This window comes from Ralstonia sp. 110700041-2, assembly GCF_056280165.1.
In genome coordinates this window covers 49,073-62,560 of the sequence record NZ_JBSFAI010000013.1, presented here as the reverse complement: position 1 = coordinate 62,560, position 13,488 = coordinate 49,073, and the positions used below count along the sequence as shown (strand labels likewise).

Below are 13,488 nucleotides of genomic sequence, written 5' to 3'. Positions count from 1 at the left end.
GAGCGACGCTACCCGCCCTGACTTACGCGGGCATTACATGCACCTTGCGCTGCACTAGGCCCGCGCGGAACGGTCGCGGCGCAGCCGTGACTCGTAGGCGGCAGCCGTCATCGGGGGGCCGAACAGGAAGCCCTGCAACTTGTCGCACCCTGCGGCTTGCAGGAACTCGGCCTGCTCCAGCGTCTCGACACCCTCTGCCGTGACGGTCATGTCCAGCGACGCGGCCATCGCGACCACGGCACGCGAGATCACCACCGAATCGCGATGGCGCGGAATGCCCGAGACGAACGAGCGATCCACCTTCAGGTTGTCGATCGGGAAGCGTTGCAGATACGACAGTGACGAATAGCCCGTGCCGAAATCATCGATCGAGATGCGAATGCCCAGGGCCGTGAGCGCGTCGAGCATCGGCATCACAGCAGCCGTGTCGCGCATGAGCAAGCCTTCGGTGATCTCCATTTCCAGCGCGCTGGCGGGCAATCCAGCTTCGGTCAGGCAGCGCGAGATGGTCGGCACCAGTCCCTCGCCAAACTGGCGCGGCGACAGGTTCACGGCCACGAAGAACTCCGGCATGCAGGTGGCGCGCCAATGCGCAGCCTGGCGGCACGCCTGCGCCAGCACCCATTCGCCGATGTCGCCGATAAGCCCGGCGTCTTCCGCCACGGGAATGAACTCGGCGGGGGACACCTCGCCCAGTTCGGTGCTGTGCCACCGCAGCAGCACTTCAGCGCCAACGATGTCCATCGATGTGGCGTCGACGATGGGCTGGAAGCGCAACGACAGCTCGCCCGCCGTCAGCGCGCGGCGCAGGTGGTATTCCAGCTGGAAGCGCCGCTGCGCCCGCTGCGACAGGCGCGCGGTGTACACGCGATGCTGGTTGCGGCCGTTCTGCTTGGCGTTGTACATGGCGGCATCCGCACAGCGCAGCAGCGTGGCGGCGTCGTTGCCGTGCTCCGGGTACAGCGCGATGCCGATCGACGCGCCCAGGTAGTACTCCGTGCCGCTGGTCGAGAACGGCTGCGCGATGGAATGGACGATGCGCTTGGCCAAGCGTTCCGCTTCACCCAACGAGCGCACGTTGTCGAGCAGCACGACGAACTCATCGCCGCCGAGGCGCGCCAGCGTATCGCTCTGGCGCACGCAGGCCGACAGCCGTTGCGCGACGATGCGCAGCAGGTGGTCGCCCGCTTCGTGGCCAGCCGTGTCGTTCACCTTCTTGAAGCCATCCAGATCGAGGAACAGCACGGCGACCTGGTGCCCCTCGTTGGCCTGGCTGGCGGCCTGCTCCATCACCGCCTGCATGCGCTGCGAGAAGTACGCGCGGTTGTACAAGCCGGTGAGCGCATCACGCTGCGCGAGGAAAGTGAGCTGCTGCTGGGCTGCGCGCGCCGGCCCGATATCGTTGAACGAGATCAGCACGGCTGAGGGGGTATTGTCGCCAGGGCGCACGATGGGCAGCACGTTTTCGTGCACCCACACCACATCGCCGTCAACCAGTTCCAGGCCAACAGTCAAGCCCAGCAGCGGCCGGCCGGTGGCCAGCACCACGCGCGTGGGGCGCTCGTTGACCGGGATCTCGCTGCCGTCTTCGCGCAACGAGCGCCGCATCAGCGCCAGGTGGCTGGTGCCCACCGGCGACACGCTGCCCGCCCGGAGAATGCGCCGCGCGCTCGGGTTGCAGGCGAGGATGGTGCCGTCGGCCGTCTGCACGACGATGCCTTCGGTCAGGTTGTCGACGGCGAGGCGATAGCGTTCTTCGCTCTCCCTCAGATCGCGCGCGATATGCGCCTTCTGCACGGCCACACCGATGATGTCGGTAATACCGTCGAGCAGCCCCATGGCGTCGCGCGTGGGCGCACGCGGGGTGTCGTAGTAGATGCCCATCGCGCCGATCATCTGCGCGTTGTCGCCGCGGATGGGCGTCGACCAGCACGCGCGCAGGCCGAGCGGCGCAACGATGTCACGGTAGCCGTCCCAGAGCGGGTCGGCGTCGATGTCTTCCACCACCACGGTCTTGTTCAGGAACATGGCCGTGCCGCATGAACCGACCGAAGGGCCGATCGCGATCCCAACCAGCACCTGGGAGAGCGTGCAAGGCAGCGACGGTGCCACGGCTTGCGTGATGTGCTCGCCATCAGCACTGAGCAGGACCGAGCACATGGCGCCATCGTCGAGCAGGGCCTCCACCAGCCGGCACACCTCGGCCAGCAGGTCGGGCAACGGCACATTGCGCGTGCTGAGTTCGAGCACGGTCTTTTCGCAGCGCAGCAATTCCTTGGCGCGTGCGGTTTCGGCGGCCAGTGCACGGTAATTGGCTTCGGATTCGCGCAGGGCCTGTTCGGCCTGCTTGCGCTGGGTGATGTCGCGTGCCACCACCTGGATGGCAGTGCGCCAGCCAAGCTGTACCGGCGCGGAAAGCACCTCGACCTCCACCGGTGTGCCATCGCAGCGCAGCAAGGTCTGCTCGACCGGGGGCAAGCCTGCACCGTGCGAGACCATCCACTCCCGGCGCTGGCGGGCGAGGTGCATCGAGTTGTCGTGCACGAACTCGTCCAGCTCGTGGCCCACGATGTCGCGTGCCGTCTGCGCGCCAAACAGGCGAACGCCCGCCTCGTTGACGAAAACGATAATGTCGTCCGCCACGATGTACAGCGCATCCGGCATTTGCCGGACGAGCGCCTCGTAGCGGTCATCAGCGAGCGGCAGCGGCCTGCGGGTGTCCTGGTCGATCACATCCGGTCCAGGACGGTCAGGCCGCTCAGCAGAGGTGGCGTCCATATCTGGGTTCTTTTTCAAGATATCGACCATCGTGTCGGGAAAGTTAAGGCGTTTGGCTACCTCTCCCCCCTTCAGGGTGGGGCAAATGGCCGATATGCGGTCAAGCGGCACGTCAGTTGCGGCACAATGCCCGCACGACGTTCCTGCACAACTGTTCGCACCTTGGCGTTATGCAATCGTTTTCGTCTTCCGTCGGCCACGTGGCCGGCCTGATTTCGCGACGCACCCTGCTCGCCGAGGGGCTGGCGGAAGCTGCTGTGCAATTTCGCGACGGGCAGATCGCTGCGTGTGACGGGAACCCGACGCGCGGGATGATCGACTGCGGCGACCTGCTCGTCCTGCCCGGCATCGTCGACCTGCACGGCGATGCCTTCGAACGCGCCGTCATGCCGCGCCCCGGTGTGGCCTTTCCCTACGAGACCGCGCTGGCCGACGTTGACGGCCAATTGCTGGCCTGCGGCATCACCACCGAATTCCACGGCGTCACGTATTCCTGGGAGGGCGGCCTGCGTGGCCGCGCCTACGCCGTGCGCATGCTCGACACGCTCGATGCCATGCGCCCGCACCTGGGGGCACAGCATTTGATGCACTTGCGCTTCGAATTGCATCACGCCGATGGCGTTGCCGATGCGCTCGCCTGGATGGATGCCGGGCGCGTGCACTTCCTGTCGTTCAACGATCACCTGCCGATGATGCGCGACAAGCTGGGCGACGCACGCAAGCTCGCACAGTACGCCGATCGCGCCGAGTGCGACATCGACACGTTCCTCTCGCGTCTGCATGCCGCCGCAGTCAACGCCACGAGGCTCGCCGAGGTGACGGGCACGCTCGCGCGGGCGGCGCAGCAACGCGGCATCTGCATGGCTTCACACGACGAACCCGACATTGCCACGCGCAACACGTTCCACGCGCACGGCTGCACCGTCACTGAATTCCCGTTGACCGCGGATGTTGCGCAGGCAGCGCGCGCGCATGGCGGACATATCGTCTTCGGTGCGCCCAACGTGGTACGCGGCGGCAGCCACCATGGCGCACCGAATGCGTCGGCCATGGTGGCGGCGGGCCTGGGCACCGTGCTGGCTTCCGACTATTACTACCCGGCCCTGCTGGCAGCTCCGTTCAAGCTCGCCGAGCGCGGCGTGGTGCCACTGGCCGAGGCCTGGGCGCTGGTGGCGGCCAACCCGGCAGAAGCCGCAGGACTGACGGATCGCGGCGTACTCGCGCCTGGGCTGCGCGCCGATGCCATCGTGGTGGATGACCGCCGCCCCGGCCTGCCGCGCGTGGTGGCGGCCGTGGTGGGCGGACGGCTGCGCCATGCCGCGGGCCAATTGCCGCTGATCGGCTGAACAACACCATGGAGCAGGCGCGGGCACCCTTATCGTCATCGATACCGGCGGCCTGGCGATACGCGCTCTACCTGCTGCCGCCCGAGCCGTGGTACGGGCTGGGCACACGGTGGCTCGGCCGCTGCGCGCGCACCAACACCGCCATCTCCGCAGATCAGCGCGAAGCGTTTGCCTGTGAAGCCGGCATCGATCTCGCCACGCTCGACCGCTGGACCGAAGCGCCGCGTCAGTACGGCCTGCACGCCACGTTCAAGCCGCCGTTCCGCCTGGCAACCGATCGCACCGTCGATGAGCTGGATGCCGTGCTGCGCCGCTTTGCACAGCAGCAGCAAGCCTTTGCGATCGAGCCCGCCTTGCAGACGCTGCGCGGCTTCTTGGCCTGGCGGCTGCGTCATGGCGATCCCGCCCGCGACACGCTCCACCAGTTCGCCGACGCGTGCGTCGGCGAGTTCGACGCCTTCCGCGCACCCCCACCCCCCACTGAACTCGCGCGCCGCCGCCGCACCGGCCTGTCAGATGCGCAGGAGCGCCATCTTCAGCGCTGGGGTTATCCGTATGTGTTTGATACGTTCACGTTCCACGTCACGCTGACCGGCCGGCTCGACCATGCCGAGCAGCTCGCGTGCTATCGCGCACTGGAAGCCACGCGCATGGTGCTGCCAGCCGCCATGCCCATCGACCACATTGCCTTGTTCTCGCAAGCTGCCCCGGAAGCACCGTTCACGGTGGCACGTGTGTACCGGTTTGATGGCAGCACCGAAGACTTCGACGCTGCGCAGAGCGCGCTTAGCGCTTGAGTTCGACCACGTCGATCACCTGCGTCTGGCCGTGCTGCTCAACCTCCTGGCGCATCACGACGGCCGCTTCGGGGCAATACCAATCAGTGATGTGGGCAACAGTGGGGTCAGGCTCGAGCGTTTCATTGCCCAGCCGCAGCACCCCGAGGCGCGCGGTGCGCGTGTAGCGGATCGGCCGGCACTGCAACTGGCCGACCACGGTGTTCATCGACTGCGGTGGCCCGACCTCCCGCTCCGACACCTCCACCTTGGCGCGCTCGGCCCGCATGCGCCCCACAGAGATCCCCAGCCGCGGCGACACCACATCGAAGTCGAAGCTCGATTCATACGTATCGCCCGGCAGCATCTGGGCTTCGGGCGCCAAGCCGGCGCCGTACAGGAACATGCCCGAGATGGCCGTGCTCACGGTGCCGACCAGATCGGCATGTTCGCTTTGCGCAAACACGCGGCCATTGATGCTGACGATGCGTGTGACCACGCCGGCTTCGTCCACCAGCAGCTGGTGCTCCTGCACCGTCTCGATCGGCCGGCCGCCCAGCGCTACGAGGCCCGATTTGGCGTAGATGTGCAGGCCGATCTCGCAGCCGTCCTGCATGTCGCGGCTGACATCGTGGAGCGTGAACTCGACGATCATCGGCGTCTCGCCGTTGCCGTCCAGGCGCACGCGGCTACCGTCGTGCACCCATGGCGCGGAGCACAGCCCCGCTGCATGCACAGGCCACGCCAATGCAATCGCCGCCACGGCTGCGGCGGCGTTCCATAAAGAAAAACGCCGATGCATCGGGTGATGCATCAGCGTCTTCATGAACCCATTGAGCATGGGCTTACTGCTTGGGCGCGTCCTTCTTGTTGGCGCCCTCGCTGTACGGGTCAAACTTGCCACCGGCCTTCGCACCCTGGCTATATGGATCGAACTTCTCACCGGCCTTGGCGCCCTGGGTGTACGTGTCGTACTTGCCCTTCTCGACATTGGCCGGCTGGGCGCCGGGGTTGAGCGCGCTGGCGGTGCTGTCGTTCTTGTTGGCGCCTTGCGAATACGGGTCGAACTTGTCGCCGGCCTTCGCACCCTGTTGGTACGGGTCAAACTTGTCGCCGACTTTTGCGCCTTGGCTGTAGGGGTCGAACTTCTTCTGGTCGGTCTGCGCGTGGGCTACGGTGCCGATGGCTGCCACGACAGCTACCGCTGCCACGAGGGTAAGACGTTTGTACGGCATCTGAAGCTCCTTTCCTATGGGTCGTTTGGGCTGGCTGATAGCGCAGCCTCGTTTTGAACGCATCCCGATGTCATTGCGCAACTGGCACGTTGGCGACGGCGCCGGGAAACCCCCTCTCCTCGTCGTACGCTATGGCAAGCGCACAGGAAAGTCAACGCGCAGGAACTGCATATTTTTTGGGCAGATACGTGCTGAAGTGCGGCTCAGTCAGCGACGTTCCGGCTGGCGGATCGCACGCGGGCCCATCACGGCAATCAACGCCATGGTGAGCGCCACCACCGACAGCCCCCAGCGCAGGTCGGAGCGATGCGCAATCAACCCGATGATGACCGGACCGATCAGCAAGCCCACGTAGGCAAAGCGCGCCACGGCGGCAATGCCTTCGGCGGCCGGCACGCCGGGCAAGCGGGACGCGGTGATGAAGAAGATCGGCACCATGTTGGCGGCGCCCACGCCCATCAGCGCAAAGCCTGTCAGGACAGCCATCGGTGCTGGCCACAACAGTGCAAGCAAAATCCCGCCCGTTGCCAGCACGCCACTGGCGCCAAGCACATGCTTGTTGCCCCAGCGCCCGCGTGCGAGATCGCCGCTGAAGCGCGCGAGCGCCATCCCGCCCGAAAACGCGGCGTACCCGGCGCTGGCAATGGCTTCGGGCGATTGCGCGATCTCGCGCATGTACACGGTCGTCCAGTCGTACATCGCGCCTTCGCCGACCAGCCCCAGGAAGGCCAGCACGCCGAGCAGGAACAGTGTGCGGCCCGTGGTCGGATGTGCGGATTCGCCTTCAGCATGCACGTGGTCCGGCAGCATGAACGGGCCGGCACACAAGGCGGCCGCCATGGTGACGAGCGCCATGCCGCCGCAATGCACGGCCGGCGGCACGCCCAGTTCCAGCAGCACGCCGCCCACCGCTGCGCCCGCCATTCCGCCCAGGCTGAACATGCCGTGTAGCGAAGAGATGATCGGCTTGTGGTGATTCGCCTCTACCGTGGCGGCCTGCGCATTGATGGCCACGTCAAAACCGGCATTGGTGATGCCAAACAGCAGCAGCACGGCCAGCAGCGCCGGGTAGCTCGGCATCAACATGAGGAGCCCGGTCATGACACCAAATGCCACGCCGCCCTGGACGCTTGCGCGCCGCGTGCCGACGCGCGCCGCCCACTGGCCTGCAAACTTCATCGCAACGATGGCGCCCGCGGCCACCATGAACATCGCCAACGACAGCGACGCCTCGGACAGCCCGAACCGCGCCTTCACCGTTGGAATGTGGATGCCCCACGTCGCAAACGTTGCACCGTTGGCGAAAAAGAGCGCCATCGTCGCTGCGCGCGCCGACAGAGGAAGACGGCGGGGCTGCAAGGCGCCGGCGGATTGGACGTATTCGGAAGTCATGAAGGACAACTGAGAAAAACGCGGGCGCAGGCGTCGCGCCGAAAAGCCACCATGCTACCGCGCCCGGCTGATGAACGTATGACGCCGCCCTGCGCCAGGCAGGTATGCGGCTTGCGTCACCACGCTCGCAACCACCGCATCGGGAGACCTGCCATGCCCCGTGTGATCTGGAAGGGCGCCGTGAGCTTCGGCCTCGTCCATATTCCCGTTGCGCTGTATCCGGCCACCCGCAGCGACGACCTCGACTTCGACTGGCTCGACCGCCGCACCATGGACCGCGTCGGCTATAAGCGCATCAACAAGACCACCGGCAAAGAAGTGCCGCGCGAGCAGATCGTGCGCGGCTACGCCTATGAGAAAGACCGCTACGTGATCCTGACCGACGAGGACATCCGGGCCGCTAACCCGGCCTCGACCCAAACGGTCGATTTGCTGACCTTCGTGGATGCGGCGGAGATTCCGTTTCTGTATCTCGATACGCCGTACTTTCTTGCGCCCGACCGGCGCGGCGAAAAAGTCTACGCGCTGCTGCGCGAGGCATTGACGCGCTCGCAGAAGATTGGCGTCGCCAACGTGGTGCTGCACACCAAGCAGCATCTGGCGGCTTTGATTCCCATGGGGCCCGTGCTTGTGCTGCATACGCTGCGCTGGTCCAACGAGGTGCGCGACTGGTCCGAACTCGACTTGCCGGAAGAAGGTGCCAAGGCGGCCAAGCTCACGGCCAAGGAAATCGACATGGCCGAAAAGCTGATCGACGACATGAGCGGCACGTGGGACCCTGCCGAGTACCACGACACGTTCCGCGACGACATCCTCGGGCTGGTCGATCGCAAAGTGCGCGAAGGCCGCACGGAATCCGTCGAACCGATGGAAGCCGAAACCGCTGCCCCACGCACCGGCAACGTGATCGACCTGACCGACCTCCTGCGCCAGAGCCTCGCCAAGCGTGGCGAGGGCAAAGATGCCTCCAACGACAAAGCGCAGGAAGAGCCTGCCCCGCGCAAGCGGGCACCCCGCAAAGCCGCATCCAAGACGGCGCGCAAGACCACCACGCGCAAGCGCGCCTAACACGACGGAGCCGACGCCATGCCACGCCATCTCGCCGACTACCGCAGCAAGCGCGATTTCACGCAGACCCAGGAACCCGCCGGCGCGCGCCGCAAAGCCGACCAGCAGCGTGACCATGGCGCCCTGCACTTCGTGATCCAGAAGCACGACGCAACGCGACTGCACTACGACTTCCGGCTGGAACTCGACGGCACGCTCAAGAGCTGGGCCGTCCCCAAGGGCCCGAGCCTGGACCCCGCCGACAAGCGCCTCGCGGTACATGTTGAAGACCACCCGCTGGACTACGCGGATTTCGAAGGCCATATCCCCGAAGGACAATACGGCGGCGGCGACGTGATCGTGTGGGATCGGGGCACCTGGCACCCGCACGGCGATCCGCGCACGGCGTATCGCGACGGCAAGCTCAAATTCGACCTCCATGGCGAGAAGCTGCATGGTGCATGGGCGCTGGTACGCACGCATTTGCACGGCACGGGCAGACATCCGAAAGAACAGTGGCTGCTGATCAAGGAACGCGACGACCAGGTGCGCGCATCGAGCGACTACGACGTGACACAGGCGCTGCCCGCCAGCGTGATCACCGGAGAGAACGTCGGCGCAAAACCGAAGGCCAAGGCCGATGGCCGCAAGGCCCAGCGTGCCGATCCGGCACAAGTCCAGCCGCCCGCCGGTGCCGTGCCCGGCACGTTGCCGAAAACGCTGGAGCCGCAGCTTGCCACGCTCGTCGATGCGCCGCCAAGGCAAGGCGAGTGGAATTACGAAGTGAAGTTCGACGGCTACCGCATCCTGGCGCGCATCGACGGCAACACCGTGCGCCTGTTCAGCCGCAACGGCCGCGACTGGACGGCCAAGCTGCCGCGTCAGGCGCGCACGCTGCAGGCGCTGGGCCTGCGCGAGGCGTGGCTCGACGGCGAAGTCGTGGTGATGGGCGAGCGCGGCGTGCCCGACTTCCAGGCGCTGCAGAACGCCTTTGAAACCGCGCATGCCGAACACATTGCCTACTACCTGTTCGACATCCCGTTCTGCAACGGCATGGACTTGCGCGGTGTGCCGTTGCGGGAGCGGCGAGCGCTGCTTGAGCGCATTCTCGATGCCGCCCCGGGTGACCTGGACCGCGAAGCGGTGCTCTTCTCAGGGACATTTCACGCGGCACCCGAAGACTTGCTGTCTTCCGCGTGCAGCATGTCGCTCGAAGGGGTGATCGGCAAGCGCGCCGATGCGCCGTACCGGGCCGGCCGCAGCCCTGCCTGGATCAAGCTCAAATGCGGGCAGCGGCAGGAATTCGTGATCGGCGGGTACAGTGCGCCCAAGGGTAGCCGCAGCGGCTTCGGTGCCCTGCTGCTCGGCGTGTATGACGACGCGGGCAAGCTGCGCTATGCGGGCCGTGTCGGCACGGGCTTCAACGAGACGAGTCTGCACGCTTTGCACCACGAGCTGACGGGTCTGACCGTCGACACGCCGCCCTTCGCCAACCCGCCCACCGGCAGCGATGCGCGCGACGTGCAATGGGTGAAGCCCGAACGCGTGGCGGAAATCGCCTTTGCCGAATGGACGCGCGAAGGCATCGTGCGGCAAGCCGTGTTCCAAGGTTTGCGTGACGACAAACTCGCGCGCAACATCGTGCGTGAACAAGCCAAGCCGCCCAGCGCTGCCGCACGCAAGGAGACCCGCGCCGTGAATGCTGCCGAACGCAAGGTGCGCCCCGGTGCCGAACGCATCGCCGATGTGGACGTCACGCATCCGGATCGCGTGATCGAGAAAGCCAGTGGCACCACCAAGGCGGACCTGGCGCGCTATTACGCCGGTGTGGCCGAATGGATGCTGCCGCATCTTCGCAACCGCCCGACATCGCTCGTACGCGCGCCCGACGGCATCGACGGCGAGCGCTTCTTCCAGAAGCATTCCGCCGCGCTCAAGCTGCAGGGCATCACGCAGCTGGACCCATCGCTCGACCCGGGGCATCCGTCGCTGCTTGCGATCAACTCGGCCGAGGCCCTGGTCGGCGCGGTGCAGATGGGCACGGTGGAGTTCCACACGTGGAATGCGCTGGCCGACCGCATCGAACAACCCGACCGCATCGTCTTCGATATCGACCCGGACCCGGCGCTGCCTTTCGCGCGCGTGATCGAGGCCACGCAGCTCATGCTGGCCATGCTTGATGAACTCGGCCTGAAGGCCTTCCTGAAAACCAGCGGTGGGCATGGCATGCACGTGGTGGTGCCGCTCACGCGCCGCGAAGCCGCTGGCTGGGACACGCTCAAAACGTTCGCGCAAGCCGTGGTGCAACACATGGCCGCGACCTTCCCTGACCGCTTTGTCGCCAAGATGGGGCCGCAGAACCGCGTGGGAAAAATCTTCATCGACTATCTGCGCAACAACCGCGGTGCGAGCACGGTGGCCGCCTATTCGTTGCGCGCGCGGACGGGGTTGCCAGTGTCCGTGCCGATCCGCCATGACGAGCTGGAAGGGCTGCAGTCGTCTGCCCAGTGGACGCTGCGCACGCTGCCCGAACGGCTCGCCAAGCTCAAGGGCGATCCCTGGGCCGCCTATGCCGGTACGCGTCAATCGGTCACGGCCGACATGCGCAAACGCGTTGGCGCCGATGACTGAGCCGTCACACACCGGCGGTTCTCAAAGAATTGGGCGGTGAACGCCCCATTGCTTGTCGGCCGAAGTGCGGGGCCACTGCGTTAACATGCCTGCGTCTGCACTTGGCGCATGTGTGCGCGCCCCACTCTGCCCCCCGCCGATGGCCCGAATTCGTCCGACCCGTTTGCTGACCCTGTCGCGCAGCGCGCTTGCCTGCGCCGTGCTCTTGACCATTGCGGCCTCGCCGCTGGCGCACGCCAAGAAAGCCAAGGCCCAGGCGGCACCGCGCGCTACCGCCGCGCAGACACGCCAGGCTGCGCATAACCCCGCCGGGTTGCCCGCCAACGTGGCGCTGGCTTTTGCGCGCGCGCGTATCCCGCTGGACGCGGTGAGCGTGTTCGTGATCCGCACCGGCACCGCCACGCCCATCCTGCAATGGAATGCCGACGCCGGAATGAACCCGGCGTCGACCATGAAGCTGCTGACCACCTTCGCGGGGCTAGACCTGCTTGGCCCGGATTTTCGCTGGAAGACCACGGCCTATGCCGACAGCGCTCCGGTCAACGGCACGCTCAACGGCAACCTGTACCTGCGTGGCCAGGGCGATCCGAAGCTGATTCCCGAAGAGCTCGTCAAGCTGGTGACCGACGTGCGCCGCGCCGGCGTGGATGAACTGGCGGGCAACATCGTGCTGGATCGCACCTACTTCGAGGGCGATCTGTCGGAAGCACCGCCGCTGGACGGCGATAGCGCGCGTGCCTACAACGTCGCGCCCGACGCGCTGCTGTATTCATTCAAGACGCTCACGTTCACGCTCTCGCCGGATGCCGGCAACGGCGCGGTCAACATCGATGTATCACCGCCGCTGGCGCAGTTGCAGATCGATAACCAGTTGCGCACCACGCGCGGCGGCTGCGGCGACTGGAAGACGACCTCCGGCGCCAACATCTCCACGCAGACCGACGGCCACGTCATAGCCAGCTTCGACGGCCGCTATGCCGCCGCGTGCGGCGAACGCGTCTTCAATATCGCCGCGCTCACGCATGCCGACTTCATCTGGGGTGGCTTCCTGGCGCTATGGCAGCAGGCCGGTGGCACGACGCGTTTCACGCCGGGCTTGCGCGAAGGCAAGGTACCGCGTCAGGCCGTTCTGCTGGCCACGCACTACGGCCCGCCGCTGTCGGAAGTCGTGCACGACATCGACAAATATTCGAACAACGTGATGGCGCGCCAGCTCTTCCTCACCATCGGCGCGGAAATCGGGCGCAAGCCCGCATCGGTGCGGCAATCGACCGAGGTCATCAACCGCTGGCTCGCCAAACAGAACCTCACGATGCCGGAGCTGGTGCTGGAGAACGGTTCGGGCCTGTCACGCACCGAGCGCATCAGCGCACGCAACATGGGGCGCCTGCTGCAGCAGGCCGACGCCAACCCGAACGGCGGCGTGCTGCGCGATGCGCTACCCGTTGTCGGCGTGGACGGCACCATGCGCAATCGCCTGACACGGGCCGGGGTGGCCGGCAATGCCGAGATCAAGACCGGCACACTCAACGGCGTGCGCGCCATCGCCGGGTATGTGGAAGGCGAAGACGGCCAGCGCTTCGTGGTGGTCAGCATGATCAACCACCCGAACGCCAGCGGCGGCCAAGCCGCGCACGATGCACTGCTGCAATGGATCTACCAGGGCGCGCCGCGATGAGTTCACGCAAGTCACTGCTGGGCATCACCGGCACGTCGGGCAGCGGCAAGACTACGCTCGTCGAGCAACTCATCGCCCGTTTCGTGCACGACGGGCGCCGCGTGGCGGCCATCAAGCACACGCATCACGGCTTTGATCTCGATTCGCCCGGCAAGGATTCGCACCGCATGCGCGAAGCCGGCAGTGCCGAAGTCGTGCTCGTAGGCGGTGAACGACTTGTGCTGATGCGCGAATACGCCAACGCGCTGGAGCCCGAACTCGACGACGTGCTGGCGCTGCTCTCGCCCGCCACCGACCTCGTTATCGTTGAAGGCTACAAGCGCAGCACGTTTCCGAAGATTGAAGTCTTCCGCCCTTCGCTCGGCCGCCAGCCGCTTTGGCCGGAGATCGGCGGCGTAGTGGCGGTGGCCACCGATTCGCCTGCCGCCGTGCAACCACCCGAAGGCGTGGCCGTGCTGGATCTGAACGACGTCGATGCGGTGTACCGGTTTGCCGTACAGCAACTGGCCAAGTCGGCCATATGAAGCACTCTTAACATGTGGGCAAGGCGGATTGGCTATGATGGGGTGATCCAGTTTTTCGCCAGCCCCCTCCCAACAACATGC

10 protein-coding genes are annotated in these 13,488 nt (G+C 66.1%); 6 read left to right on the top strand and 4 right to left on the bottom strand.

Features of this window, described 5'->3' with window-relative positions; genetic code table 11:
* Nucleotides 1–54 precede the first annotated feature (54 nt).
* A complete protein-coding gene (locus ACUXH0_RS18860; protein ID WP_182594493.1) occupies nt 55–2,778 on the bottom strand; it encodes a sensor domain-containing protein in 2,724 nt (907 codons plus the stop codon).
* Nucleotides 2,779–2,948: 170 nt separating this feature from the next.
* Here ACUXH0_RS18860 and ACUXH0_RS18855 point away from each other — a divergent pair, with 170 nt between their 5' ends.
* Nucleotides 2,949–4,124 (top strand): alpha-D-ribose 1-methylphosphonate 5-triphosphate diphosphatase, encoded by a 1,176-nt coding sequence (locus ACUXH0_RS18855; RefSeq protein ID WP_182594492.1) that lies wholly within the window; start codon nt 2,949–2,951, stop codon nt 4,122–4,124.
* 8 nt (nt 4,125–4,132) lie between these two features.
* Complete coding sequence (locus tag ACUXH0_RS18850; RefSeq protein WP_182594491.1) at nt 4,133–4,921, top strand: DUF1045 domain-containing protein; 789 nt, start codon at nt 4,133–4,135, stop codon at nt 4,919–4,921.
* Here ACUXH0_RS18850 and ACUXH0_RS18845 read toward each other — a convergent pair.
* From ACUXH0_RS18845 to ACUXH0_RS18835, 3 genes are all read right to left on the bottom strand, one after another.
* Nucleotides 4,911–5,741, bottom strand: a complete 831-nt coding sequence (locus tag ACUXH0_RS18845) for a hypothetical protein (RefSeq protein WP_259393723.1) — start codon at nt 5,739–5,741, stop codon at nt 4,911–4,913. The genes ACUXH0_RS18850 and ACUXH0_RS18845 overlap by 11 nt on opposite strands.
* A gap of 4 nt (nt 5,742–5,745) precedes the next feature.
* Nucleotides 5,746–6,135, bottom strand: a complete 390-nt coding sequence (locus ACUXH0_RS18840) for a hypothetical protein (protein WP_004636096.1) — start codon at nt 6,133–6,135, stop codon at nt 5,746–5,748.
* Nucleotides 6,136–6,342: 207 nt separating this feature from the next.
* Nucleotides 6,343–7,527, bottom strand: coding sequence for an MFS transporter (locus ACUXH0_RS18835; protein WP_182594490.1), 1,185 nt, complete (start codon nt 7,525–7,527; stop codon nt 6,343–6,345).
* A 153-nt stretch (nt 7,528–7,680) separates the two neighbouring features.
* On the opposite strand from ACUXH0_RS18835, the gene ku reads away from it, so the two are divergent.
* The 4 genes from ku to mobB all read left to right on the top strand — a co-directional run bounded on the left by ku (nt 7,681) and on the right by mobB (nt 13,407).
* Nucleotides 7,681–8,595 carry a non-homologous end joining protein Ku gene (ku, locus tag ACUXH0_RS18830; RefSeq protein WP_182594489.1) on the top strand — a complete coding sequence of 305 codons (915 nt, stop codon included), beginning with the start codon at nt 7,681–7,683 and terminating at the stop codon, nt 8,593–8,595.
* Nucleotides 8,596–8,613: 18 nt separating this feature from the next.
* Nucleotides 8,614–11,205: a DNA ligase D gene (gene ligD / locus ACUXH0_RS18825; protein ID WP_182594488.1), complete on the top strand. Its 2,592-nt coding sequence runs from the start codon at nt 8,614–8,616 to the stop codon at nt 11,203–11,205.
* Between the two features lie 139 nt (nt 11,206–11,344).
* Nucleotides 11,345–12,883, top strand: a complete 1,539-nt coding sequence (gene dacB, locus ACUXH0_RS18820) for a D-alanyl-D-alanine carboxypeptidase/D-alanyl-D-alanine endopeptidase (protein WP_182594487.1) — start codon at nt 11,345–11,347, stop codon at nt 12,881–12,883.
* Complete coding sequence (gene mobB, locus ACUXH0_RS18815; RefSeq protein WP_004636105.1) at nt 12,880–13,407, top strand: molybdopterin-guanine dinucleotide biosynthesis protein B; 528 nt, start codon at nt 12,880–12,882, stop codon at nt 13,405–13,407. Before dacB ends, mobB begins: the two co-directional genes overlap by 4 nt.
* The last annotated feature ends 81 nt before the right edge of the window (nt 13,408–13,488 follow it).

What these genes read in the sequence shown, in the direction of transcription:
- ACUXH0_RS18860 (WP_182594493.1), bottom strand. Translation starts at nt 2,778, where the DNA reads ATGGACGCCACCTCTGCTGAGCGGCCTGACCGTCCTGGACCGGATGTG.
- ACUXH0_RS18855 (WP_182594492.1), top strand. Translation starts at nt 2,949, where the DNA reads ATGCAATCGTTTTCGTCTTCCGTCGGCCACGTGGCCGGCCTGATTTCG.
- ACUXH0_RS18850 (WP_182594491.1), top strand. Translation starts at nt 4,133, where the DNA reads ATGGAGCAGGCGCGGGCACCCTTATCGTCATCGATACCGGCGGCCTGG.
- ACUXH0_RS18845 (WP_259393723.1), bottom strand. Translation starts at nt 5,741, where the DNA reads ATGCTCAATGGGTTCATGAAGACGCTGATGCATCACCCGATGCATCGG.
- ACUXH0_RS18840 (WP_004636096.1), bottom strand. Translation starts at nt 6,135, where the DNA reads ATGCCGTACAAACGTCTTACCCTCGTGGCAGCGGTAGCTGTCGTGGCA.
- ACUXH0_RS18835 (WP_182594490.1), bottom strand. Translation starts at nt 7,527, where the DNA reads ATGACTTCCGAATACGTCCAATCCGCCGGCGCCTTGCAGCCCCGCCGT.
- ku (WP_182594489.1), top strand. Translation starts at nt 7,681, where the DNA reads ATGCCCCGTGTGATCTGGAAGGGCGCCGTGAGCTTCGGCCTCGTCCAT.
- ligD (WP_182594488.1), top strand. Translation starts at nt 8,614, where the DNA reads ATGCCACGCCATCTCGCCGACTACCGCAGCAAGCGCGATTTCACGCAG.
- dacB (WP_182594487.1), top strand. Translation starts at nt 11,345, where the DNA reads ATGGCCCGAATTCGTCCGACCCGTTTGCTGACCCTGTCGCGCAGCGCG.
- mobB (WP_004636105.1), top strand. Translation starts at nt 12,880, where the DNA reads ATGAGTTCACGCAAGTCACTGCTGGGCATCACCGGCACGTCGGGCAGC.